General features: G+C 59.6%; 21 protein-coding genes and 1 tRNA gene. 14 read left to right on the top strand and 8 right to left on the bottom strand.

The features are described from left to right. Positions 1-6: 6 nt before the first annotated feature. From tilS to glmM, 3 genes are all read left to right on the top strand, one after another. Positions 7-1,434, top strand: a complete 1,428-nt coding sequence (tilS, locus tag AC1DUP_RS10280; protein ID WP_477832603.1) for a tRNA lysidine(34) synthetase TilS — start codon at positions 7-9, stop codon at positions 1,432-1,434. Positions 1,435-1,532: 98 nt separating this feature from the next. Then, positions 1,533-3,464: an ATP-dependent zinc metalloprotease FtsH gene (ftsH, locus tag AC1DUP_RS10275; protein WP_113295401.1), complete on the top strand. Its 1,932-nt coding sequence runs from the start codon at positions 1,533-1,535 to the stop codon at positions 3,462-3,464. 242 nt (positions 3,465-3,706) lie between these two features. Next, on the top strand, positions 3,707-5,059 hold the full coding sequence (gene glmM, locus AC1DUP_RS10270; protein WP_113295402.1) for a phosphoglucosamine mutase: 1,353 nt from the start codon (positions 3,707-3,709) through the stop codon (positions 5,057-5,059). A gap of 59 nt (positions 5,060-5,118) precedes the next feature. Here glmM and AC1DUP_RS10265 read toward each other — a convergent pair whose 3' ends face one another. Beyond that, the gene (locus tag AC1DUP_RS10265) at positions 5,119-5,733 is read right to left on the bottom strand and encodes a class I SAM-dependent methyltransferase (RefSeq protein WP_115034100.1); all 615 of its coding nucleotides are present in this window, start codon (positions 5,731-5,733) and stop codon (positions 5,119-5,121) included. 299 nt (positions 5,734-6,032) lie between these two features. Between AC1DUP_RS10265 and AC1DUP_RS10260 the strand changes: the two genes are divergently transcribed. Continuing rightward, complete coding sequence (locus AC1DUP_RS10260) at positions 6,033-6,878, top strand: outer membrane protein (RefSeq protein ID WP_113295404.1); 846 nt, start codon at positions 6,033-6,035, stop codon at positions 6,876-6,878. 53 nt (positions 6,879-6,931) lie between these two features. Here the strand turns inward: AC1DUP_RS10260 and AC1DUP_RS10255 are convergent, their stop codons facing one another. Next, positions 6,932-7,540 carry a helix-turn-helix domain-containing protein gene (locus AC1DUP_RS10255; protein WP_113295405.1) on the bottom strand — a complete coding sequence of 203 codons (609 nt, stop codon included), beginning with the start codon at positions 7,538-7,540 and terminating at the stop codon, positions 6,932-6,934. Between the two features lie 93 nt (positions 7,541-7,633). Here AC1DUP_RS10255 and AC1DUP_RS10250 point away from each other — a divergent pair, with 93 nt between their 5' ends. The 3 genes from AC1DUP_RS10250 to serA all read left to right on the top strand — a co-directional run bounded on the left by AC1DUP_RS10250 (position 7,634) and on the right by serA (position 11,249). Continuing rightward, positions 7,634-8,251, top strand: a complete 618-nt coding sequence (locus AC1DUP_RS10250; protein WP_477832602.1) for an NAD(P)H-dependent oxidoreductase — start codon at positions 7,634-7,636, stop codon at positions 8,249-8,251. A 139-nt stretch (positions 8,252-8,390) separates the two neighbouring features. Next, positions 8,391-9,569 carry a phosphoserine transaminase gene (locus tag AC1DUP_RS10245; RefSeq protein WP_477832601.1) on the top strand — a complete coding sequence of 393 codons (1,179 nt, stop codon included), beginning with the start codon at positions 8,391-8,393 and terminating at the stop codon, positions 9,567-9,569. Between the two features lie 84 nt (positions 9,570-9,653). Further along, positions 9,654-11,249, top strand: coding sequence for a phosphoglycerate dehydrogenase (gene serA, locus AC1DUP_RS10240; RefSeq protein WP_477832600.1), 1,596 nt, complete (start codon positions 9,654-9,656; stop codon positions 11,247-11,249). A 138-nt stretch (positions 11,250-11,387) separates the two neighbouring features. On the opposite strand, the gene AC1DUP_RS10235 is transcribed toward serA, so the two are convergent. Beyond that, positions 11,388-11,603: a hypothetical protein gene (locus AC1DUP_RS10235; protein ID WP_477832599.1), complete on the bottom strand. Its 216-nt coding sequence runs from the start codon at positions 11,601-11,603 to the stop codon at positions 11,388-11,390. A gap of 376 nt (positions 11,604-11,979) precedes the next feature. Between AC1DUP_RS10235 and AC1DUP_RS10230 the strand changes: the two genes are divergently transcribed. Together AC1DUP_RS10230 and AC1DUP_RS10225 are read left to right on the top strand one after the other, a co-directional pair. Further along, positions 11,980-12,273: an SLAC1 family transporter gene (locus AC1DUP_RS10230; RefSeq protein WP_477832598.1), complete on the top strand. Its 294-nt coding sequence runs from the start codon at positions 11,980-11,982 to the stop codon at positions 12,271-12,273. Between the two features lie 293 nt (positions 12,274-12,566). Next, positions 12,567-13,667, top strand: a complete 1,101-nt coding sequence (locus tag AC1DUP_RS10225) for a mechanosensitive ion channel family protein (protein ID WP_477832597.1) — start codon at positions 12,567-12,569, stop codon at positions 13,665-13,667. Between the two features lie 3 nt (positions 13,668-13,670). Here the strand turns inward: AC1DUP_RS10225 and AC1DUP_RS10220 are convergent, their stop codons facing one another. Next, a complete protein-coding gene (locus AC1DUP_RS10220) occupies positions 13,671-14,627 on the bottom strand; it encodes a DMT family transporter (protein WP_113295412.1) in 957 nt (318 codons plus the stop codon). A gap of 266 nt (positions 14,628-14,893) precedes the next feature. On the opposite strand from AC1DUP_RS10220, the gene mnmA reads away from it, so the two are divergent. The 4 genes from mnmA to AC1DUP_RS10200 all read left to right on the top strand — a co-directional run bounded on the left by mnmA (position 14,894) and on the right by AC1DUP_RS10200 (position 17,189). Further along, positions 14,894-16,093, top strand: coding sequence for a tRNA 2-thiouridine(34) synthase MnmA (gene mnmA / locus AC1DUP_RS10215; RefSeq protein WP_113295413.1), 1,200 nt, complete (start codon positions 14,894-14,896; stop codon positions 16,091-16,093). A gap of 130 nt (positions 16,094-16,223) precedes the next feature. After that, positions 16,224-16,300, top strand: a tRNA-Met gene (locus tag AC1DUP_RS10210). Positions 16,301-16,387: 87 nt separating this feature from the next. Continuing rightward, positions 16,388-16,645 carry a hypothetical protein gene (locus tag AC1DUP_RS10205; RefSeq protein WP_113295414.1) on the top strand — a complete coding sequence of 86 codons (258 nt, stop codon included), beginning with the start codon at positions 16,388-16,390 and terminating at the stop codon, positions 16,643-16,645. 106 nt (positions 16,646-16,751) lie between these two features. Beyond that, positions 16,752-17,189: a universal stress protein gene (locus AC1DUP_RS10200; protein ID WP_113295415.1), complete on the top strand. Its 438-nt coding sequence runs from the start codon at positions 16,752-16,754 to the stop codon at positions 17,187-17,189. Positions 17,190-17,193: 4 nt separating this feature from the next. Here the strand turns inward: AC1DUP_RS10200 and AC1DUP_RS10195 are convergent, their stop codons facing one another. Beyond that, on the bottom strand, positions 17,194-17,382 hold the full coding sequence (locus AC1DUP_RS10195) for a hypothetical protein (protein WP_162747018.1): 189 nt from the start codon (positions 17,380-17,382) through the stop codon (positions 17,194-17,196). Between the two features lie 202 nt (positions 17,383-17,584). Then, positions 17,585-18,487 (bottom strand): LysR family transcriptional regulator, encoded by a 903-nt coding sequence (locus tag AC1DUP_RS10190; RefSeq protein ID WP_477832596.1) that lies wholly within the window; start codon positions 18,485-18,487, stop codon positions 17,585-17,587. Positions 18,488-18,645: 158 nt separating this feature from the next. Here AC1DUP_RS10190 and AC1DUP_RS10185 point away from each other — a divergent pair, with 158 nt between their 5' ends. After that, positions 18,646-19,041 carry a hypothetical protein gene (locus tag AC1DUP_RS10185; RefSeq protein WP_477832595.1) on the top strand — a complete coding sequence of 132 codons (396 nt, stop codon included), beginning with the start codon at positions 18,646-18,648 and terminating at the stop codon, positions 19,039-19,041. A gap of 76 nt (positions 19,042-19,117) precedes the next feature. Here AC1DUP_RS10185 and AC1DUP_RS10180 read toward each other — a convergent pair whose 3' ends face one another. Continuing rightward, positions 19,118-21,505: a phosphoketolase family protein gene (locus AC1DUP_RS10180; protein ID WP_477832594.1), complete on the bottom strand. Its 2,388-nt coding sequence runs from the start codon at positions 21,503-21,505 to the stop codon at positions 19,118-19,120. 69 nt (positions 21,506-21,574) lie between these two features. Continuing rightward, a complete protein-coding gene (locus AC1DUP_RS10175; protein ID WP_477832593.1) occupies positions 21,575-22,753 on the bottom strand; it encodes an acetate/propionate family kinase in 1,179 nt (392 codons plus the stop codon). Positions 22,754-22,783 lie beyond the last annotated feature (30 nt).

Genomic DNA, 22,783 nt, shown 5'->3' with positions numbered 1-22,783 from the left:
TCCGGTTTGTTTCCGGAAGAACCCATTTCCCCCGAGGCGGCAATCGGCCGTTTCCTGGCTTCGCTGAAGACGCCCGCGCGCATTCTTGTCGCGATCTCGGGCGGAAGCGATTCCACCGGCCTGCTTCTCCTGCTTTCCAAAGCGCTGAAGGCCACTCCAGATCTTTCCATTTCCCTTTGTGCTGCGACCGTCGACCATGCGCTGCGCTCTGAATCCGCAGACGAGGCGCGTCAAGTGGCAGCACTGTGCGCATCGCTCGGCATTCCGCACCGGATAGTGGTCTGGCAGGGCGAAAAACCGAAGACCGGTATCATGGCGGCTGCGCGCGAGGCGCGTTACGGTCTTCTCGCCGAGGCTGCGGAAACGCTCGGCGCCAATCTCATCGTTACCGGGCATACGGCCGACGATCAGCGCGAAACGCTGAAGATGCAGGGCAAGCGAACCGAGCAGGTTTCGATCGGCATTGCGGATGCGGTGCTCTTCGACCGGCGCTTCTGGATCCTGCGGCCGCTGCTTTTCTCCACGCGTGCGGATATCCGCGCTTTCCTGAGTGCGCGAAACGTGTCGTGGATCGACGACCCCAGCAACGAGGATCTGAAATACGAACGGGTGCGGACGCGCCTGCAGCTATCGACCGAAGCTGGTTCAGAGAAGGATACCCGTAGGGACGGGCAGGAGCGGCTGGCTCTTGCGTCCGGAGGAGCAGAATGGCTCGATCGATATTTCAGGCTTCATGGCGGCCTGCTCGGACAGGTGATGCCCGATGGGCTGAAGCAGGATCACGCAGTCCTCAACTATGTGCTCGGCCGCCTGACGGCGGTTTTCGGTGGACAGTCGTTCGTGCCGGGGACGGTACAAATGGGACGGCTTTTCGCTTTCGCAGCCGGTGGCAAGCCGGGGCGGATGACCATCGGCAGGGTGGTGTTTGATTTGCGGCGTGACGGGCTTTATCTGGCGCGTGAGAGCCGAGGGGTGTTGCCTCTGGTTCTAAAGCCCGGGGAGGCTGGGGTTTGGGATGGGAGATTCAAGGCCAAAAATGGGTCGGGAACGACGATGAGGATCGAGGCGCGGTCCGCTCACTCCTCCGTCATCCCCGTGCTCGTCGCAGGAATCGAGCCACCGCGCGACCGTGCGGCGAATGACTTCGACGCACTGGATTCACGTGGTGAGCACCGGAATGAGGGAGAGTGGGCTAAGTTCCTTCCAAAGGCTGCTTGGAAGCGAGCCCTCGCTTCTGCTCCGGCCTTGTTCGCCGAGGAACCGCTTTTATTTCCAGAATCCGTCCGATCGGTCGATATGACGGCGCATTTTGCCCCCTTCGACCGCTTTTTGACACGATTTGATTTCACCTTTGCCGACAGGCTTTCCGCAGTTTTCTCAAGGGCGCCCTATGCGGAGCCGCCTTTAAGAAGTATTGACGGAAAAACAATCTGACTTGGTGGATTACCTTGGCAATGGCGCAGGGCAACCCTATGTTAGAGACCAAATATGACGGCCGCCATGAGGCGACTGTTCCAGTGCTGGGGAGTTCAATGAACCCTAACTTACGTAATTTCGCCTTGTGGGCGATCATAGCGCTTCTGCTGATCGCTCTCTTCAGTATGTTCCAGACGGCTCCGGCGCAGACGGGTTCCCGTGAAATCCCTTATTCGCAGTTCCTGCGTGAGGTTGATGCGGGCCGCGTGAAGGATGTTGTGGTCACCGGTAACAGGCTGACCGGAACCTATCTGGAGAACAACAATACCTTCCAGACCTATTCGCCCGTCATCGACGACAACCTGCTCGACCGCCTGCAGGCCAAGAACGTCGCTGTAACTGCGCGTCCGGAAACCGATGGTTCCTCCGGCTTCCTGAGCTATCTCGGAACGCTGCTGCCGATGCTCTTGATCCTCGGCGTCTGGCTGTTCTTCATGCGCCAGATGCAGGGTGGCTCGCGCGGTGCGATGGGCTTTGGCAAGTCCAAGGCCAAGCTTCTGACCGAGGCGCATGGCCGCGTGACCTTTGACGACGTCGCCGGCGTTGATGAAGCCAAGCAGGATCTGGAAGAAATCGTTGAATTCCTGCGCGACCCGCAGAAATTCCAGCGCCTCGGCGGCAAGATCCCGCGCGGCGTGCTGCTCGTCGGTCCTCCGGGTACCGGTAAGACGCTGCTCGCCCGCTCGGTTGCCGGCGAAGCCAACGTGCCGTTTTTCACCATTTCCGGTTCCGACTTCGTGGAAATGTTCGTCGGCGTCGGTGCAAGCCGCGTCCGTGACATGTTCGAGCAGGCCAAGAAGAATGCGCCCTGCATCATCTTCATCGACGAAATCGATGCCGTCGGCCGCCATCGTGGCGCCGGTCTCGGTGGTGGTAACGATGAACGCGAGCAGACGCTGAACCAGCTTCTTGTCGAAATGGATGGTTTCGAGGCGAATGAAGGCGTCATCCTTATTGCCGCCACCAACCGTCCCGACGTTCTCGACCCCGCGCTTTTGCGTCCGGGCCGTTTTGACCGCCAGGTTGTGGTTCCGAACCCCGACATCGTCGGTCGCGAGCGCATCCTCAAGGTCCATGCCCGCAATGTCCCGCTGGCACCGAATGTCGACCTCAAGATTCTGGCCCGCGGAACTCCCGGCTTCTCCGGTGCCGACCTGATGAACCTCGTCAACGAAGCAGCCCTGATGGCCGCCCGCCGCAACAAGCGCGTCGTCACCATGCAGGAATTCGAAGACGCCAAGGACAAGATCATGATGGGCGCCGAGCGCCGTTCCTCGGCCATGACCGAGGCGGAAAAGAAGCTCACCGCTTACCATGAGGCCGGCCACGCCATCACCGCGCTCAATGTCGCGGTGGCCGATCCGCTGCACAAGGCAACGATCATTCCGCGAGGTCGTGCGCTCGGCATGGTCATGCAGCTTCCTGAGGGCGACCGCTACTCGATGAGCTACAAGTGGATGGTCTCGCGGCTCTGCATCATGATGGGCGGCCGTGTCGCGGAAGAGCTCACGTTCGGCAAGGAGAACATCACCTCCGGCGCTTCCTCTGACATCGAGCAGGCTACCAAGCTTGCACGTGCCATGGTCACGCAGTGGGGCTTCTCCGACCAGCTTGGTCAGGTTTCTTACGGCGAGAACCAGCAGGAGGTTTTCCTCGGCCATTCAGTTTCGCAGTCGAAGAACGTTTCGGAAGCCACCGCGCAGAAGATCGACAATGAAGTGCGTCGCCTGATCGACGAAGCCTATACCCAGGCCCGCACGATCCTGACGGAAAAGCATGACGAATTCGTCGCTCTCGCCGAAGGCCTGCTCGAATACGAGACGCTGACCGGCGAAGAGATCAAGGCGCTGATCCGTGGCGAAAAGCCTGCGCGCGATCTTGGCGATGATTCGCCTCCGAGCCGCGGCTCGGCTGTTCCGAAGGCCGGTGCGCGCCCAGCTTCCAAGGGTGATGAACCCGAGGGCGGGCTGGAACCTCAGCCCCACTGAAATTGAACGGGATTTACCTAAGAGGCCGGATTTCCACAGGGAATCCGGCCCTTTTTATATTAGTAACAGGATATAATCAGTTTTCTTGGTAATTTACGTGCCGGTTACGCGGTTTTGTGGCATTCCGCTGACTAAAGACAAGTCTGAATCGAGGTCTCTGGCACAGCATCAATCTTTGAAGCCGGATTCTTGCTTGAGGAATGCGTAAGCTTCTACGGCGCGCGGAAAGCGCAGGAGTGCATATGAAAAGACGCTATTTTGGGACGGACGGCATCCGAGGCCAAGCCAACATCTTCCCCATGACGCCGGACCTTGCCATGCGGGTCGGTATTGCCGCAGGAACGATTTTTCGGAACGGCGCCCACCGTCATCGTGTTGTGATCGGCAAGGACACACGCCTGTCAGGCTATATGCTGGAGAATGCCCTGGTGGCCGGCTTTACCGCGGCGGGACTGGACGTGTTCCTGCTCGGACCTATTCCGACACCTGCGGTTGCCATGCTGACACGTTCGCTGCGATGCGATATCGGGGTAATGATTTCAGCCTCGCACAATCCATTCCAAGATAACGGTATCAAGCTTTTCGGTCCTGATGGTTACAAGCTCTCCGATGATCTCGAAGCGCAGATCGAGGATCTGCTCGACAAAGATCTATCGGGACAGCTTGCCAAGGCTGAGGAAATCGGCCGAGCAAAGCGTGTCGATGGCGATATCTATCGCTATCTCGAGCACGTCAAACGCACCCTGCCGCGCGACGTGACCTTGCAGGGTCTGCGCGTCGCGGTCGACTGCGCCAATGGCGCAGCCTACAAGGTCGCTCCTGCCGTGCTTTGGGAACTTGGCGCCGACGTGGTGACGATCGGCAATGAACCGAACGGCACGAACATCAATCTGAATTGTGGCTCTACCAGCCCGGTCGCCTTGCAGAAGAAGGTCGACGAGGTGCGCGCCGATATCGGCATTGCGCTCGATGGCGATGCCGACCGCGTCATCATCGTGGACGAAAACGGTTCGATCGTCGATGGCGATCAACTGATGGCCGTCATCGCCGAAAGCTGGGCCGAGAGCCAGCAGCTGCGCGGCAACGGTATCGTCGCGACCGTCATGTCCAATCTCGGCCTTGAGCGCTTCCTTGGGGACAAGGGCCTTGGTCTTGCGCGCACGAAGGTTGGCGACCGCTATGTCGTCGAGCACATGCGCCAGCACAATTATAATGTCGGTGGCGAGCAGTCCGGCCATATCGTGCTTTCGGATTACGGCACAACCGGCGACGGTCTCGTTGCCGCCCTGCAGATCCTGGCGGCGGTCAAGCGCACCGGCAAAACGGTCAGCGAAATTTGCCGCCGTTTCGAGCCGGTGCCGCAGCTTCTGCGCAATGTCCGCATTTCCGGCGGCAAGCCACTCGAAGACCTGCATGTGGTCAAGGCGATCGCCGATGCCGAAGCCGAGCTTTCCAAGAATGGCCGTCTCGTCATCCGCCCTTCCGGCACCGAGCCGTTGATCCGCGTGATGGCGGAGGGCGACGACCGCGCGCAGATCGAGCGCATCGTCAACGATCTGATAGGCACGATTTCGAGCGTACGCAGCGCCGCCTGAAAGCGTCGCCTCAAGGATTGAAAGCCGGCCTTCGAGCCGGCTTTTTTATTGGTGCCGATTTACTGGTATTGCGCGAGCCAGACCGTGTGGTTGCCGCAGGTCGGGTCTTCGGCCTTGTGGGCGACGACTGTGAAGCCGTGTTCGGCGAGCAGGGCGCGATATTCATCCGGACTGAGACTGCTGTGATAGAGCGGTTCGCCGACGAAGACGCCCATGGCTTCGCCATGCGCCGGGCCACTGGTGAACATCAGCGCCGTTCCCGGCTTCGAATGCGTGCGAAACAGCGGGAACATACGCCGCTGGTCTTCTGATGTCAGATGGAAGAAACTGTCCCAGGCAATCAGCCCATCGAAACTTCTGCCAAGCGACAGATGGCGCATATCTGCGACCTGCCAATCGGAGTTTGGAAAGCGCGTCCGGCACATGTCGATCAGGCTGGGCGACGAATCGATGCCGGTCACGGCATAGCCGCTTTCGATGAAATGGCGTGCGAGAGGTTCGCCCGAGCCGCAGCCGATATCGAGGATCGGACCGCCTTGCGGGACCAGGGCAGCGAAGCGGTCCAGCCAGCTCCGTTCAAAAAGGGTTTTGCCGCGGCTTGTATCCCAGAGTTTGGCATGCCGCTCGTAGAGATCGGCAATGGTGTCGGCCGCCTGCCTGTTGCTGTTCTGCATGTGTCGATCCCACGTGGAAAATCCTTGCTGTCTTACGTGGTTGGCTGCTGAAGGAACATGTCCCTCGACCCTGTTTGCTTTTCTTCTGCGCTCTTCGTCCGCTTTATTTGTCGTCTTGCAGGTTCCAGAAGTCAAAACAGGCAGATGGCCCGCATTTACCTTTCCGAAACATGTTCTCCGGCGAATATTCGAATTACTTCTTATGGTTAAGCAGCTTTTAACGTTTCCGATTCATTATCCATAAAAGCTTATCCGTTTGGCGGCCTGCAGCGCGCCGACGCAACCGTTGGAGTGGATCCATGAAACGAACTTTGTCCGGTATCTTCGCCGCGCTGGTGATCGCGTCGAATGCTTATTCTGCCGATCTTGCGCCGATCGAGCCCATCCCGGAACAGCCGCCGGAAGTTGCCGTCAGCGAAAGCACCGGCTGGTATCTGCGCGGCGATGTCGGTTATGCCTTTACCGACCTGCGCGGGGCGAAATTCTTCCAGGGAAGCAATGCCCTCGAAGCCGATTTCGACGATGCAGACCTTGACGATGCCTGGACGGTCGGCGGCGGTGTCGGTTACCAGATCAATAGCTATCTGCGCACTGACTTGACCTTCGATTATCTGACCAAGTCTGACTTCCGCGGTTCGACGGTCGGCGGCGGCGCTGACTTTGGCGCCTGCGTAATCGCATGTACGTCGAGAGACGTATCGTCGATGACGGCTTACACGCTGCTCGCCAACGCCTATGTGGATCTCGGCACCTACGCCTACTTCACGCCTTATGTCGGCGCTGGTATCGGTGGTTCCTACGTCAAGTGGAAGGACCTTCACAACGTCGCCTGCGCCGATGACGGCAGCGGTTGCGATGATGAAGTCGTCCATGGCGGCCGCGGCGGCTGGCGCTTCAGCTACGCCCTCATGGCCGGCGCCTCGATCGACGTGACCTGCAACGTCAAGGCCGATGTCGGCTACCGCTACCTGCATATCGATGGCGGCAACATGTTCGGCTACAACGAAAACGGCGGCCCGGGTCGCGACCGTGGCGTCAACGTCCATGAAGCCCGTGTCGGCGCCCGTTACCTCTTCGGCGGCTGTGCTCAGCCGGTCGCCTACGAAGCGCCGGAAATTCCGCTGCAGCAGCCGGTCTACAAGTAAGCGAGAGCTCCAGAGATTATCGAAAGCCGTCCGAAAGGGCGGCTTTTTTCGTTTCAGCGGGCGTTTCTGGAGACCATCGCCAGAATGATCTCGAAAAGTTCGTCCTCGGCCTGCCTAGCGTTGATTTCACCGGTTGCCGCGGCATAGGAGAGAGTTTCGGCCGCGCCAAGCATTGCCCAGAGGCCGGCTGACGCGATGGTTCCCGCGCCGACGAAGGGGGTGAGCACTGATCTGCATTGGTCCATGAAGATCACCTGACACTCGTGTTTGACCTTTTCCAGCTCCGGGGAACTCGCCAAGGCGGCGATCACATCGGGAATTTCCCGGCCCTGCGTGAGAACGCAATCGATATAGGAGGCCGCCATGACCTGCGCCTTGTCTTTCAGCGCCGGTCCGCTTTCGCGCAGTGCGGCTTCCATGAGCGCCGTCTGCCGATCGTCGAATTCCCGGTAAAGTTCTGCAAGCAATCCCGTCCGCGTGCCGAAATGATCGTAGACCACGGGCTTTGCCACGTCTGCTTGTTCGGCTAACCGGCCGAGTGTTAGCGCGTCCGTTCCTTCTTCCCGGATCAATCGCCAGGACACATCCAGGAGCTGTCGATGCCTCTCCTCTCTCGAAAGCCGGCGACGAGGGCGGGGGAGGGCGTTTTCCATGCTTGACATCGTAACCTACGAAAAGTAACTTACTATAAGTAGCTTACGAAAAGTATATAAGTGATCGATCGCGCTCGCAATCATCGATCAGGAGGTTTCGACATGCATGCACTTATCGTTCTCGCCCATCCCGACTCCAACTCACTCAGTCACGGCGTTGCCGCGGGGATTGCCGGAGGCATAGCGGCTTTCGATGCCGCCAACTCCTTCGAAATCGCAGACCTGACGGAAGAGGCTTTCGATCCCAGATTCACCGAGGCGGATATTGCGGCTCATCGCCGGAAAACCGTGGCGCCTGCCGATGTGCTGGCGGAGCAGGCAAGGATCGATCGCGCCGATGCGCTCATATTGGTCTATCCTGTCTATTGGTGGTCCATGCCGGCCTTGATGAAAGGCTGGATCGATCGCGTCTTTGCCAATGGCTGGGCCTATGACGACACGTCCGGCAGGGTCGAAAAAAAGCTTGAGCATTTGCGCGTGCATCTCGTCGGGAACGGCGGTGCTGATGTCGGTACCTATGAGCGCCACGGCTATTTCAGCGCCATGAAGACGCAAATCGACCATGGTATTTTTGACTATTGCGGCGCCCCTGTGGTGACGTCGGAACTGTTTCTCGACTCCGACGCTGGGAATGCTGCCATGCATATCGAGACAGCCCGTCGCATCGGCCGCGATATCTTCAACGCGCGTGATCGCGCCGCGCCAAGCAGCGTCGCGTGACCGGAAACGTGATCGCGGTTGCGGCAAAATACCCTCCAGAAACGACGTCGGCCGCTTGACTATGATGAGCTTCGTCCATAAACACAGCGGCGGGACACTCCTCCCCAACGAGGAGCCATCTATCTGGAAGGGTAGCAATATGGCGAATACCGCAAAGCCGGACGTGCGTCCGCAAAACACTCATTTTTCTTCTGGCCCCTGCGCGAAACGTCCTGGCTGGACGCTCGAAGCTCTTTCCGATGCGGCCCTTGGCCGTTCGCACCGTGCGAAAGTCGGCAAGGTCAAGCTGAAGCAGGCGATCGATCTCACACGCGAAATCCTGGAAGTGCCGGTGGATTACCGCATCGGCATCGTTCCGGCTTCCGATACCGGCGCCGTCGAAATGGCGCTCTGGTCGCTGCTCGGCGAGCGCGGCGTCGACATGGTCGCCTGGGAAAGCTTCGGTGCCGGCTGGGTTACCGACGTCGTCAAGCAGCTCAAGCTCAAGGACGTTCGCAAGATCGAAGCCGGTTACGGCGAACTTCCTGACCTTTCCACCGTCGATTTCGACCGTGACGTGGTCTTTACCTGGAACGGCACGACCTCGGGCGTCCGTGTTCCGAACGCCGATTTCATCCCTGCTGACCGCAAGGGCCTGACGATCTGCGATGCAACCTCTGCCGCCTTCGCGCAGAATCTCGATTTCGCCAAGCTCGATGTCGTTACCTTCTCCTGGCAGAAGGTTCTGGGCGGCGAGGGCGCGCATGGCATTCTCATCCTGTCGCCGCGCGCTGTCGAACGCCTGGTTTCCTATCAGCCGGCCTGGCCGCTGCCGAAGATTTTCCGCCTGACCTCGGGTGGCAAGCTGATCGAAGGCATCTTCCAGGGTGAGACGATCAACACGCCGTCCATGCTCTGCGTCGAGGACTATATCGATGCGCTTCTCTGGGCGAAGCGGCTCGGCGGCCTCAAGGCTCTCATCGGCCGTGCCGACGCCAATGCCAAGGCTGTCGCCGATTTCATTGCCGCAAACGACTGGATCGCCAATCTGGCCGTCAAGCCTGAGATCGAATCCAACACCTCGATCTGCCTGAAGATCGTCGACAGGGACGTTGCCGCTCTCGATGCCGACGGCCAGGCGAATTTCGCCAAGGGCCTCGTCGCTCTCCTTGAAAAGGAAGGCGTCGCCTATGACATTGGCGCTTATCGTGACGCTCCGTCCGGGCTGCGCATCTGGGCAGGTGCGACGATCGAGACCGCCGACATGCAGAAGCTGATGCCTTGGCTTTCCTGGGCCTTCGAGACCCAGAAGGCTGCGCTTTCCCAGGCTGCTGCCTGATGTGATCGCATCCGGCTCCGCCTGGTGGCGGAGCCCCGCATTCCCAATTCAAGTTTATCGCTGAACTCTTTGAAGGAGGCCAAAATGGCACCTCGCGTTCTCGTATCCGACGAACTGTCGGAAACCGCCGTCCAGATCTTCCGTGATCGCGGCGTCGAAGTCGATTTCCAGCCGCAGCTCGGCAAGGACAAGGACAAGCTGTTCGAAATCATCGGCAATTACGATGGCCTTGCGATCCGCTCCGCCACCAAGGTGACCGAGAAGATCATAGAAGCGGCCAAGAACCTCAAGGTCGTCGGCCGCGCCGGCATCGGCGTCGACAATGTCGATATCCCGGCCGCCTCGCGCCGCGGTATCATCGTCATGAACACGCCTTTCGGCAACTCGATCACCACTGCCGAACATGCGATCGCCCTGATGTTTGCGGTTGCCCGTCAGCTTCCGGCCGCGGACACTTCCACGCAGGCCGGCAAGTGGGAAAAGTCGAAGTTCATGGGTGTCGAGATCACCGGCAAGACGCTCGGCGTCATCGGCGCCGGTAATATCGGCTCCATCGTCTGCGCCCGCGCCATCGGCCTGAAGATGCACGTGGTTGCCTACGACCCGTTCCTCTCCAAGGAGCGTGCCGAGGAAATGGGCGTGACCAAGGTCGAGCTCGACGAGCTGCTTGCGCAGGCCGATTTCATCACGCTGCACGTGCCGATGACGGACAAGACGCGCGGCATCCTGAACAAGGAAGCGCTTGCCAAAGCGAAGCCCGGTGTGCGTATCATCAACTGCGCCCGTGGCGGCCTCGTCGATGAGGCAGCGCTTGCCGAAGCCATCAAGTTCGGCCATGTCGCCGGTGCTGCTTTCGACGTCTTCGAAGTCGAGCCCGCCAAGGAAAGTCCGCTCTTCGGCCTACCGAATGTCGTCTGCACGCCGCATCTCGGCGCCTCGACCACGGAAGCCCAGGAAAACGTGGCTCTGCAGGTTGCCGAGCAGATGGCGGACTACCTCGTCAAGGGTGCGGTTTCGAATGCCATCAACATGCCGTCGATCACGGCTGAGGAAGCGCCGATCCTGAAGCCGTTCATCAGGCTCGCCGACGTTCTCGGTGCTTTCGTTGGTCAGGTCACTGAAGAGCCGATCAAGGAAATCGAGATCCTCTACGATGGCATTACGGCCAACATGAACACCCGAGCGCTGACCTCGGCTGTTCTTGCAGGCCTCATCCGCTCGCAGGTTGCCGACGTCAACATGGTTTCGGCGCCGATCATGATCAAGGAAAAGGGCGTTATCCTTTCGGAGGTGAAGCGCGACAAGTCGGGCGTCTTCGATGGCTACATCAAGCTGACGGTGACGACGGAATCCATGACGCGTTCGATTGCCGGCACGGTCTTCTCCGACGGTAAGCCGCGTTTCATCCAGATCAAGGGTATCAACCTCGACGCCGACGTCGGTAGCCACATGATCTATATCGCAAACACCGACGTTCCCGGTATGATCGGCTTTATCGGCACAACGCTTGGTAGCGCCGGTGTCAACATCGCCAACTTCCAACTCGGCCGCGACAAGCAGGGCGGCGACGCTATCGCTCTGCTTTATGTAGACGCTGCGGTTGACGATGTCGTTCTGGGTAAGCTTACAGCCAATTCGGCGATCCGCCAGGCAAAGCTGCTGACTTTCAACGTCGACTGAGTTTTCCTCCCAAGGAAGACGCGCAAACCCGGCACGGTTTCCGTGTCGGGTTTTTATATGATTTGGCAAATACCGTTAGAGGTCAGGCTTTCCGGATATCGACTCCGATTTTCGGGCCGATGCTGTCGTGGCCAGCGATCAGTGACGGGTGGCATTCGTGTCGTGATGCAGGAAACTGTCCCTGCTCGCGTCGAAAACCCTGAAGAACTCGTCCCAGGAAATGTTCTCCACACCGTTTTCCTGCCTGCTGAACTCAACGCCGACCAGGCCGCTTTTCATCCGGGCGGGATGGCCACCACGTGCTTCGATCCATTCCCGGATTTTATCATGATCTGTCATTGCGGATGTGCCCATCATTGCCTCCCTGCCGATGGGTTGTATTTTCAACGGGTAATAACTCTTTGGAAATGAATTGGTTCCACGTGCCGATCAAGGTATGCGTTTGAGCCCTTGGTCAATCGCTGGAATGTTCAGCTAAGCCGCGAAATTGCCAGTCTGAAAGCTTTCGCTCCCTGGAATCGATCATCGCATGATGAATGTGGCGTAGAGCCTGCCCCAGTGCCGCACCATGAGGCTGAAGCGCTGATCTACGACCGCCAGCTGAGGAAGGCATCAGTTTGGGATCATCGCATCGAACGCATCGGCCGCCTTGCTGCGATAGCGCTCTTCGTGGCGCAGCAGGAAGAAGGGACGGGGCAGGGGCGGCATATTCACCTCGGTGAGAAGACCGTTGTGCAACTTCATAGCAACCGTGCTGCGCGACATCAGCGTCGGTCGCCATCGCCATCAACCACCTGCGGCAGGGCTGCCTTTTAATCTCGGCTGGTGGAGTTGTACATTCCCGATCGGCGTCTATGCCGTTGCGACGCTGCGGCTGTCCAGCATCTTTCCGTTGTCGGCACTCGCAAGCTTCGGAGAGGGTCTGGTCGCAGCCCTTGCCGCAATCTGGATCGTCGTCGCGATCCGCACATGCTGCGGCGCTTATAACGGCTCTCTATTCGTCGATCCCGGCCGGGAGAGCTGACGGTAACCTACACAACGGTTTCAATCATTCGTTATTTTGAGAATGCCCGTCAGCATTGCATACTTGGCGCGGGGCTGGAAAGGAGGATGCACATGAAACGCTACACACTTTCGATGATTGGTCTGGCGATCGTGACTGCCATCATCGCCAATCCGGGCATCGCACTTGCCTGCAACAAGCTGATCGGTACCTAAGCCGATACCGCCCACCTCTTTCTTGAAGGCGCAGTTTCGGCTGCGTCTTTTTTTATATTTTTCCTTTCCCATGCTGCAGCGCACCCTAACTGCGACTGCATGACAGAGTTTCTTGACAATATCCGTGCTGAAGGCGTCTGGCTGCCGGACTGGCTTGCGAGGGTCATCATCTTCGCAGTCGTCATCTCGTTGACGCTCTTTGCGCATCGCATTCTCTTTCGCTTGCTGACCCGCCTGGTCAAGGACCAGGATCTCTTCTGGCGCTCGCTCGTCTCGCGCCTGAAGCGGGTTGTACGGCTTGCCATGCTGGTGGCCGCCCTTTCCTTCGGGGCGACCATTGCGCCGCTGACGGACATGCAGTCGGCAACTGTCCGGCATATCCTGCTTATCTTCTTCATCATCCTTGTGGCCTGGATGGCCAAAACCGCCAAGCATATCTGGATGACGGTCTATCTCAGGCGCTTCAAGCTCGATGCGGAAGACAATCTTCTGGCGCGAAAGCATGTAACACAGACGCGCATCATGGAGCGTGTCGTCGATCTTCTGATCGTTCTCGTGGCGATATCGGCCTGCATGATGAGTTTCGATGCAGTCCGGCAATATGGCGTCAGCCTGCTCGCCTCGGCCGGCGTTGCCGGTATCGTCGTCGGCCTCGCACTGCAGCCGGTGCTGAAGAACCTGTTTGCCGGCATCCAGCTTGCCATTACCCAGCCGATCCGCATCGACGATGCGCTGTTGGTCGAAGGCGAGTGGGGCAGGGTGGAAGAAATCACCTCCACCTATGTCGTGGTGCAATTATGGGACTGGCGGCGGCTGATCCTGCCGCTCAGCTACTTCATCGAAAACCCGTTTCAGAACTGGACGCGCGAAAGCTCGGCGTTGATCGGCACTGTGATGATTTATCTCGACTACAGTGTGCCCGTCGATGCGATCCGCAGGAAGGTGGAGGAGATTGCGCAAGGTTCGAAGCTCTGGGATCGCCGCGTCGTCAATATTGCCGTGACGGATTTCCGCGAAGCGGTGATGGAAATCCGTATCCTGGTGTCGGCATCGAATTCCGGCCGCACCTTCGATCTGCGCTGCGAGGTGCGCGAGAAGTTGATCGATTTCATCCAGAGCGAATATCCGGCGGCCCTGCCGCGCATGCGTGCGGTGATGAACGAGCCGCCCGCCCGTGCCCAGCGCGAGGCGGCGGAGTAGGCCCTATCGCGTCGGGGCTTCCACGTCGCCTTCCACCGGCGTCGTGGCAATGGGCGACTGCGCATCACCTGAGGCGACAGCCGCGGGCAAAGGCACCTGGCGCTTGCGTTCACGGATCAGCGTCAGCAGGCCCGAGCAGATGATGAGCACGATGCCAAGGGCCATCGGCAGATCGACACTGTCGTCGAAGAAGAGATAGCCGAAGGCAATCGCCCAGATCATCTGGCTGTATTGCGGGGTCGCGATCAGCGTTGCGGGGGCGAGTCGTGCGGCGGTCATCAGCATTACGTTACCGGCTGCGCCGAGCAGGCCGTAGCTTGCAAGGAAGAGCCATTGCTGCGGGCTTGGCACGACCACCTGTGAGAGCATGAGCAGGCCGCTGACGATAAGGGTGCCGAGCAGCGAGGCGCCATAAAGCGACAGGCGTTTTTCGGCGGGGCCGAGCTTTCGAAGGATGACGATGGCAATGGCGGCTGAGATCGCGCCGATGGTCGCCGCCAGATGGCCGACGGACAGTTCGCGGAAACCCGGCCTGAGAACCACGAGCACACCCAGGAAACCGACGATGACGGCGGCCCAACGCTGCCAGCGTACATCTTCCTTCAAGAAGATGACCGAGAGGATGGTAACGAAGGAGGGCAGCAGGAAGAGCAGGCAGAAGGCCTCCGCCATCGGAAGCTTGGTGAAAGTGATGATGGAGGCGATTGCGCCGGTTGCGCCGGCCGCAAAGCGCACCAGCCACAGCGGCCGGTTCGTCGTCCTGAAAATGTCGAGCCATGAATCGCGCGGTCCCTTGATGAAGGGGAGGGCGGCAAGGCTGAGGATTGCGCCCGTGAAGGCGACCTGGAAGGAGGGAACCGTGCCATGCAGGGCCTTGATGGATGCATCGCTGAAGGCAAAGACGGCATAGGCCGCAAATGCGACAAGGACGCCACGAAGCGTGGTGGAAGCGGCTGTCATTTATCCGAATCGTGTAAAAGGTGGGTCATTTCATCTACGTGATGAAATGCGGCCTATCAAAGGTCGATTGCGAATAGCTGCAATGCATGACCCGCGCATGACGCCGCCGGGAAGGCCCCAAAACCCGGCCCTTGCGCAGGGGCGCAATAGTTTCTATATCCGTCGCCCATGAAACCGGCGGCCGATCCCGCCGGAAATGTAGGAAATCCGCCATATTCCGAAGGCAGGAAGGCGGATCGAAACAGCACAGAAATTTGGCAGCACCCGTGAACACACTGGATTTTGACAAGAAGCCGGAAGACACCCGTGTCGTCGTCGCCATGTCGGGCGGCGTTGACAGCTCCGTCGTGGCCGGGCTTCTCAAACGCCAGGGCTATGATGTGCTCGGCATTACGCTGCAGCTCTACGACCACGGCGCCGCCGTGCATCGCGCCGGCTCCTGCTGCGCGGGTCAGGATATCGATGATGCGCGCCGCGTCTGCGAGACGCTCGGTATTCCGCATTACGTCCTCGATTACGAGAAGCGTTTCCGCGAAACGGTCATCAATCCCTTTATGGAAAGCTATGTTGCCGGTGAGACGCCGATCCCCTGCGTTGCCTGCAACCAGACGGTCAAGTTTGCCGATCTTCTGGCAACCGCCAGGGAGCTCGGTGCCGATGCACTGGCGACCGGTCACTATATCCGCTCGCGCCAGAACCCGTCTTCCTGCAATCCCGGCCGTCGCGCGCTCTATCGCCCGGCCGACGCCGATCGCGACCAGAGCTATTTCCTCTTCGCCACGACGCAGGAGCAGATCGACTATCTGCGCTTCCCGCTCGGCGGCCTGCCGAAGGCGGAGACCCGCCGGCTGGCCGAAGAGATGGGCCTCGTCGTTGCCAAGAAGGCTGACAGCCAGGACATCTGTTTCGTGCCGCAGGGCAAATATTCCGACATCATCACCAAGCTGAAGCCGAATTCTGCCCTGGCTGGCGACATCGTGCATCTCGACGGCCGCATCCTTGGCCAGCACGAGGGCATCCTGCACTATACGATCGGTCAGCGCCGCGGCATCGGCATCGCCACCGGTGAGCCGCTCTATGTCGTCTTTCTCGACGCCCGCTCGCGCCGCGTCATCGTCGGCCCCAAGGAAGCGCTGGAGACGCATCGCGTCTATCTGCGCGACGTCAACTGGCTGGGCGACGAGACGCTTCAGGTCGCAGCATCAGGCGAGGGTTTTGCCTGCTATGCCAAGGTGCGCTCCACCCGCGCACCGGCGCCTGCTGTGCTGCACATCGATGCGAGCGGCGTCTATGTCGACCTGACGGTTGGCGAAGCCGGTATTGCGCCCGGACAGGCCTGCGCGCTCTACTCGGCGCCGGGCGACGACGCCCGTGTTTATGGCGGCGGTTTCATCGAGCGCTCCGAGCGCGAGCCCGCAGCCGAAGTCTCCCTGAAGGCGCTTTTGAGCCAGCCGGTGGCCGTGTAAAATTCCCGGGAAAGGCTATGCGGCGGCACGGCCTTTTTCTCCATCATATGCTTGACACAAAGCCGCTACGCTCTTAATAAGCCGCTCATCCGACGGGCTGAGCGCTTCGCGAAAGGCTCGTTTGAACAGTGGCTGGGTAGCTCAGTTGGTGAGAGCGCAGGATTCATAACCCTGAGGTCGGCGGTTCAATTCCGCCCCCCGCTACCATTTTTCCCTAAAAGCAAAACAGTCGATGCGCATCAGTTGCGTAGTCGGTATAATTTTGACTGGACGCATCGTCACCGGGGATTCACGATGAAATATGCTGTTGTCGCAATACTTCTCCTCCTGGCAGCCGGCTGCAGCACGACAGCGACAGAAGACCAGCCCATACCGGGTAGCCTGACTTATGGCGGCAAGGTTATCCATTCGCCCTATAGGCCCGGCACTGTGATAAAGCACACGTTCCTTGGCGAATTCGGCTATCGGCAGTTCGAACGGTATGTTGTTCAGCCTGACGGGACGCTCAAGCTTGCCTCCCGCATTGAAAGCGAAGATTTCCTCTGGAACTGAAGAGTGGCGTCGACTTCACCTGAGATTGACCTGCGTCAAGGCGCGGGATTACGATTGCTGGTGAATTCCTTCCTCATTTTAATTTCGCCAGCAGAACGGATCTCCCATGTACAATCGCATATTGCTGCCCACCGACGGTTCGGAACTTGCCGCTCGGGGCGTCGACCATGGTCTGGCGCTTGCCAAGGCGCTCAAACTTCCCGTGACAGTCGTGAGCGTCATCGTGCCGCTGACCGGTTTTGCGCTTCAGGGGATCGTGCAGGCGGAAGCGATGGACAGTTATAACGAAGGCCGGCGGAAGGAGATCGAGGATCTGGAGCAGATCATCGCGGAAAAGGCGAAGCGCGCCGGTGTCGTTGCCGACTTCGTCAGCAAGGTGCATCTCTCGCCGGCCGCGGCCATTCTGGAAACGGCGGCAGAGCAAGGTTGCGGCCTGATCGTGATTTCTTCGCATGGCCGCCGTGGGATCTCGCGACTGATGCTTGGCAGCCAGACGTCCGAGGTACTTTCCGAGGCCGGTATTCCGGTCCTGGTGGTAAAGTAACAGCTTAGCTTTCGCTCAGTGCGGCGAGGGATGCCGTGCGCTCGCCGGCGTGATCTGCCGTCTTGATGGACACCGCTCCGCTTTCTTCGCGGCTGTCGTCGGCCTCGTCACGGCTGCCTGCCTCCGGCGTCATGTAGAAGGCGAGCATTTCCTCCAGGCGCGAGGAAGTGAGGCTGGCGGCGAAACCCTTCATGGTTTTCCTCGGCGGTGTTTTCCAGTTGCGGAATTTCATAACCCATGTTCCGGCAGGTCCGGAACATGTTCCGGAAGGTTGTCACCAACTTTCGAAGATCGGTGTCGAAAGCGTCTCACTTCAGATTCACTTCCCACGCTTTAAATCCTTGTTTCCGCATCTCGTAATCGCAAAACCGCTGCGCACTTTTGGGCGACATGCTTCAGTCGCTGACAAGTTCGTTGCAGAATTGGATAAAGGCGTTGACCTTGGCCGGTACGTGATGCCGGGAGGGGTGGATGGCATAGAGCGGGAAGGTTTCGCCCGGCCAGTCGGGGTAGAGTTCCACAAGGCGTCCATCGGCAAGCAGGTCCTTGACGCTCAGCGCAAGCACCTGGGCGATGCCGGCGCCGGCAAGGCAAGCATCGAGCATGGTGCCGGGGTCGCTCATCAGAAGCGGACCATGGGCGTCGAGCGGCACGATCTTCTTGCCTCTGTGCAGTTCCCATTCGAAAGTCCGGCCTGTCAGCGGATCGCGGAATTGGATGCAGGAGTGGTCGGTGATCTCGGCAGGCATCTTTGGCGTACCGTGCTCAGCGAGATAGGCAGGTGTCGCGACCGTCAGAACGCGGGTTTCCATCAGCTTGCGGGCGATGCGCGAGGAGCTTGGCTGCTGGCCGAAGCGAATGGCGATATCAATGCCGTCGGCGACGAGATCGCTCATGAGATCGCGGGTTATCAATTCGAGTTTCAGCGCCGGATAGCGGGTGATGAACTGCTTCAGATGCGGCGCCAGCACCATGCGAGAAAAGATCGGATCGACATCGACGCGCAGGCGGCCGCGCACGGTCAGAGACGCACCTGATGCAAGCGTGGCGGCTTCTTCGATGCCATCAAGATGGGGAGCGACCTGCGCATAGAAGCGGGCTCCCTCATCCGTCAGCTGCAGTGAGCGCGTGGTGCGGTCGAGCAGGCGGACGCCGACGCGCGCCTCCAGCCTCGATATAGCGCGACTGATGCCAGAGGCTGAGAGGCCGAGCGCATCGGCAGCTTTGACGAAACTGCCGCTTTCGATGACCGCGGCAAGCGTGCTGACACCGGAAAGCAGGCGGCCGTCGAATGCCATGGATCACTCCTGATTTGGTGTCATGGATAATCGTCGGGAAGTGCGGCATAGTCAACCACACAGGCCCTGGTCGCTGCCCGCGTGGATCCAGAAAAGCGGTTCGATGGAACATCTTCCCGCCGATTTAGTTTCTCCCGCACAGATTGGAGGATCATGCGATGACCCAATATGGTGACGACAAGAAGACCCCGATCGTGGATGAGAACACCGGTATGCCGCTCGGGCAGGCATCCTATGAAGACGAGAAGGTCCTGGCCGATGAGCGGCGCAGCGTCTCGCTCTGGGGTGTACTTGCAGCCGGTATCCTGGTCATCCTGATCGCCGCGGCGAGCTTTGCCATCTGGCCGAGCACGACGACAGATCCGGCTTCGACTGCATCCACAAAGCCTGACGCGATCAATGTCCAGCCTTCCGGTCAGGGCACATTCGACAATAATCCGGCAACCGGCTCCATCAAACCGCCGGAAGCAACCGACCGAGATCCGACACCCGACGGAAGCGGCGGCGGCCCAACAGGCGTGACTACGCCAAGCGGTACGCAGAACGGACAGTGAGGGTGTAATCTAGCATCACGGCTGGGGAAGGGCCGCGCGTGACCGCGCGGCCCTTTTCATACGATGCGAACACCGTTCAGCCTGCTGGCCATTTCCAGTTGCGCACATCTGGCATGTCCTCGCCATATTCTCGGACATAGGCGTGATGCTCGACCAGCTTTGCCGTCAGGCTCTCCAGCACTTCAGGTACTTTCTCCTTCAGGCCCGGAACGCGCTCGATCGCCTCGATGGCGAGGTGGAAGCGGTCGAGTTCGTTGAGTACCGTCATGTCGAAGGGCGTGGTGGTCGTGCCCTCTTCGATGAAGCCGCGCACATGGATGTTGCGGTGATTGGTGCGCTTATAGGTCAGCCGGTGGATGAGGTAAGGATAGCCGTGATAGGCGAAGATGACTGGCCTGTCCGGCGTGAAGATCGCGTCGAAGGCCTCGTCCGTCAGGCCATGCGGGTGCTGATCCTGCGATTGCAGGGCAAGCAGATCGACCACGTTGACGGTGCGGATCTTCAGCTCCGGAATATGCCGATGCAGCAGGTCGACGGCGGCGAGCGTTTCCATGGTCGGCACGTCGCCGGCGCAGGCCATGACGATATCGGGAGCGACCGTATCGTCCTCATGGCTTGCCCAGTTCCAGATGCCGATACCGATCTCGCAATGTTTCACCGCCTCGTCCATCGTCAGCCATTGCGGCTCCGGCTGTTTGCCGGCGACGATGACGTTGATGCGGTCGTAGGTCCTCAGGCAATGATCGCCGACCCAAAGCAGGGTATTGGCATCCGGCGGCAGGTAGATTCGGACGATATCGGCCTTCTTGTTGGCGACGAGATCGACGAAACCGGGGTCCTGATGCGAGAAGCCATTATGGTCCTGGCGCCAGACATGCGAGGTCAGGAGATAGTTCAGGGACGATATCGGCTTCCGCCACTCCAGTTCGCGGGTGACCTTCAGCCACTTGGCATGCTGGTTGAACATGGAATCGATGATGTGAATGAAGGCCTCGTAGCATGAAAACAGGCCGTGCCGGCCGGTCAGCAGGTAGCCTTCCAGCCATCCCTGGCAAAGATGTTCGCTCAGTACTTCCATGACGCGGCCGTCGCTGGCGAGGCCCACATCGTAGGGTTCGATCTTCTCCATCCAGACGCGATCGGTGACTTCAAAGACGCTGCCGAGACGGTTTGATTCCGTTTCGTCGGGGCCGAAAATACGAAAGTTCGCGTTGGCTTCATTGAGCTTCATCGTGTCGCGCAGGTAATGGCCGAGGATTTCGGTGGATTGCACCATCTCCGCCCCCCGTTTTTCTACCTTTACCTCATAGGTGCGGATATCGGGCGCGATCAGCTCCTTGCGCAGCAGACCGCCATTGGCATGCGGATTGGCACCCATACGGCGTTTGCCTGAGGGGGCCAGCGCCTGTAGTTCCGGCTTCAGCGTGCCCGAGGCATCGAAAAGGTCTTCGGGATCGTAACCGCGCATCCAGTCTTCGAGGATTTTCCGGTGTCCGTCGTTCTCCCGGCAATTGGAAACCGGCACCTGATGGGCGCGCCAGAAACCTTCGACCTTCTTGCCATCCACTTCCTTCGGGCCAGTCCAGCCCTTGGGGCTGCGCAGCACGATCATCGGCCAGCGCGGGCAGGCCTGCGGCGCTGTGCCGTCGCGTGCCTCCTTCTGTATTGCCCGAATGCGGTCAAAGATCTTGTCGAAGGCGGCCGCCATTTGCTGATGCATCTTTGCCGGCTCGTGGCCTTCAACGAAGAAGGGCTCATAACCATAGCCTTCGAACAAATGCGTCAGATCTTCGTCGCTCGTCCGGCCGAGAATGGTTGGATTGGCAATCTTGTAGCCGTTGAGATGCAGGATCGGCAGCACGGCGCCGTCGCGGGCGGGGTTCAGGAACTTGTTGGAATGCCAGCTCGCAGCCAACGGACCGGTTTCGGCTTCGCCGTCGCCGATCACACAGGCAACGATCAGATCAGGATTGTCGAACGCTGCGCCATAGGCATGGACGAGCGCATAGCCGAGTTCACCGCCTTCGTGGATGGAGCCGGGGGTTTCCGGTGCTGCATGGCTCGGGATGCCGCCGGGGAAGGAGAACTGGCGGAAGAGCTTGCGCATGCCGTCTTCGGTCTCGGCGATGTCGGGATAGATCTCGCTGTAGATGCCTTCGAGGTAGGTATTGGCGACCATGCCCGGTCCGCCATGGCCGGGACCGCACATATAGATGATGTCGAGATCGCGGGTACGGATGACGCGGTTCAGATGCGCATAGATGAAGTTGAGGCCGGGTGTCGTGCCCCAATGGCCGAGCAGGCGAGGCTTGATATGTTCGGGTTTCAACGGCTGGCGCAGGAGGGGATTGGACAGGAGATAGATCTGTCCGACCGAGAGATAATTGGCTGCCCGCCAATAACGGTCGATGAGCGCGAGTTCCGCGTCGGAAAGAACTGCTGGAGTCGAGACATGCTTTTCCATGGATTTCTCCCGTTTAAACTTGTTCAACGTCAATTCTAGCTGATGGCGCCGGCATGCATTTGATCTGGATCAGCCCGAGCGAAGAATGGTGAACGTCTCCTGCGCGATGATCTGTTCCTCGTCCGTGGCAATGACATGCGCCGTTATGCGGCTTGAAGGTGTCGTGATCGTGAAGCCGTTGGCAGCATTTGCTTTTTCGTCAACGGCAAGGCCGAGCCAGCCCAGGCGTTGAATGACTGCCGAGCGAATCTGCGGCTGGTGCTCGCCGATGCCGGCGGTGAAGACGACGGCGTCGAGCCCGCCGAGCGTCACCGACATCCGGCCGATCTCGCCAGCAATGCGCAGTGCAAAGAGGTCGAGCGCCTCTTGGGCTTCTGCGCGGCTATCCTCAAGAAGATCGCGGGTATCGGCATTGATGCCGGAGACGCCAAGCAGGCCGGAGCGATGGTAGAGTAGATCTTCCACCTGATTGGCGGACTGCTTCTTTTGCTGCAGCAGATGCAGGATCACGCCGGGATCGAGCCAGCCGGGCCTTGTTGCCATGGGAATGCCGTCAAGCGTGGAAAAGCCCATGCTGCAATCGCGACTGATGCCGTTTTCCAGAGCGCAGAGGCTTGCGCCGCTACCGAGATGGGCGGCGACGATTTTCGCTTTATTCGACAGCCTGCGGTTCACCTCGCCGGCGATGAATTTGTAGGAAAGGCCATGAAAGCCGTAGCGCTTGATGCCCTCGTCATGAAGTGCGCGGGGGATGGCGAAGCGGCGGACGAGATCGGCCTGTGTGGCGTGAAAGGCGGTATCGAAGGAAGCGGTCTGGGCAAGCTGTGGCTTCAGGTGTTTCAGGGCACGGATGAATCGAAGCGCCTGCGGCTGATGAAGGGGTGCGAGCGGCGTGAGCGCGTCGATCGCCGCGATTGCGACATCATCGAGCGTAGTTGCCGCGGTAAAACGGTCGCCTCCATGGACGACGCGGTGGCCGGCAGCGCGGACGGTCTCGATATCGAAGTGCTCCGAGAGAAGTTTGAACGTTTCGTCGATGACCGCGTGCAGATCGTCGGTAAGCCCGGCCTTCAGCGGCGTATCGAACGTTTGCGGACCTTCCGTCAGTTTGAAGGCGAGCGGTTCGGCGCGGAAGTCGATCACGCCCTTGCCGATGCGGCGCACCTTTGCATCCTCGATTGCGAAGATTCCGATCTTTACCGTCGACGAGCCGGCATTGAAGGTCAGGAGAAGGTCGGTCGACGGCATTTTACTTGATGCTCCCTGGCAGCGTGACGA

This window comes from Rhizobium sp. 01L419 (assembly GCF_056400025.1).
Note: the sequence above shows the minus strand (reverse complement) of the source record. Positions and strands in the feature narration are given on the sequence as shown.

Coding starts and splice junctions, on each gene's coding strand:
- ftsH (WP_113295401.1), top strand. CDS start 1,533: ATGAACCCTAACTTACGTAATTTCGCCTTGTGGGCGATCATAGCGCTT.
- glmM (WP_113295402.1), top strand. CDS start 3,707: ATGAAAAGACGCTATTTTGGGACGGACGGCATCCGAGGCCAAGCCAAC.
- AC1DUP_RS10265 (WP_115034100.1), bottom strand. CDS start 5,733: ATGCAGAACAGCAACAGGCAGGCGGCCGACACCATTGCCGATCTCTAC.
- AC1DUP_RS10260 (WP_113295404.1), top strand. CDS start 6,033: ATGAAACGAACTTTGTCCGGTATCTTCGCCGCGCTGGTGATCGCGTCG.
- AC1DUP_RS10255 (WP_113295405.1), bottom strand. CDS start 7,540: ATGTCAAGCATGGAAAACGCCCTCCCCCGCCCTCGTCGCCGGCTTTCG.
- AC1DUP_RS10250 (WP_477832602.1), top strand. CDS start 7,634: ATGCATGCACTTATCGTTCTCGCCCATCCCGACTCCAACTCACTCAGT.
- AC1DUP_RS10245 (WP_477832601.1), top strand. CDS start 8,391: ATGGCGAATACCGCAAAGCCGGACGTGCGTCCGCAAAACACTCATTTT.
- serA (WP_477832600.1), top strand. CDS start 9,654: ATGGCACCTCGCGTTCTCGTATCCGACGAACTGTCGGAAACCGCCGTC.
- AC1DUP_RS10235 (WP_477832599.1), bottom strand. CDS start 11,603: ATGGGCACATCCGCAATGACAGATCATGATAAAATCCGGGAATGGATC.
- AC1DUP_RS10225 (WP_477832597.1), top strand. CDS start 12,567: ATGACAGAGTTTCTTGACAATATCCGTGCTGAAGGCGTCTGGCTGCCG.
- AC1DUP_RS10220 (WP_113295412.1), bottom strand. CDS start 14,627: ATGACAGCCGCTTCCACCACGCTTCGTGGCGTCCTTGTCGCATTTGCG.
- AC1DUP_RS10205 (WP_113295414.1), top strand. CDS start 16,388: ATGAAATATGCTGTTGTCGCAATACTTCTCCTCCTGGCAGCCGGCTGC.
- AC1DUP_RS10200 (WP_113295415.1), top strand. CDS start 16,752: ATGTACAATCGCATATTGCTGCCCACCGACGGTTCGGAACTTGCCGCT.
- AC1DUP_RS10195 (WP_162747018.1), bottom strand. CDS start 17,382: ATGAAGGGTTTCGCCGCCAGCCTCACTTCCTCGCGCCTGGAGGAAATG.
- AC1DUP_RS10190 (WP_477832596.1), bottom strand. CDS start 18,487: ATGGCATTCGACGGCCGCCTGCTTTCCGGTGTCAGCACGCTTGCCGCG.
- AC1DUP_RS10185 (WP_477832595.1), top strand. CDS start 18,646: ATGACCCAATATGGTGACGACAAGAAGACCCCGATCGTGGATGAGAAC.
- AC1DUP_RS10180 (WP_477832594.1), bottom strand. CDS start 21,505: ATGGAAAAGCATGTCTCGACTCCAGCAGTTCTTTCCGACGCGGAACTC.
- AC1DUP_RS10175 (WP_477832593.1), bottom strand. CDS start 22,753: ATGCCGTCGACCGACCTTCTCCTGACCTTCAATGCCGGCTCGTCGACG.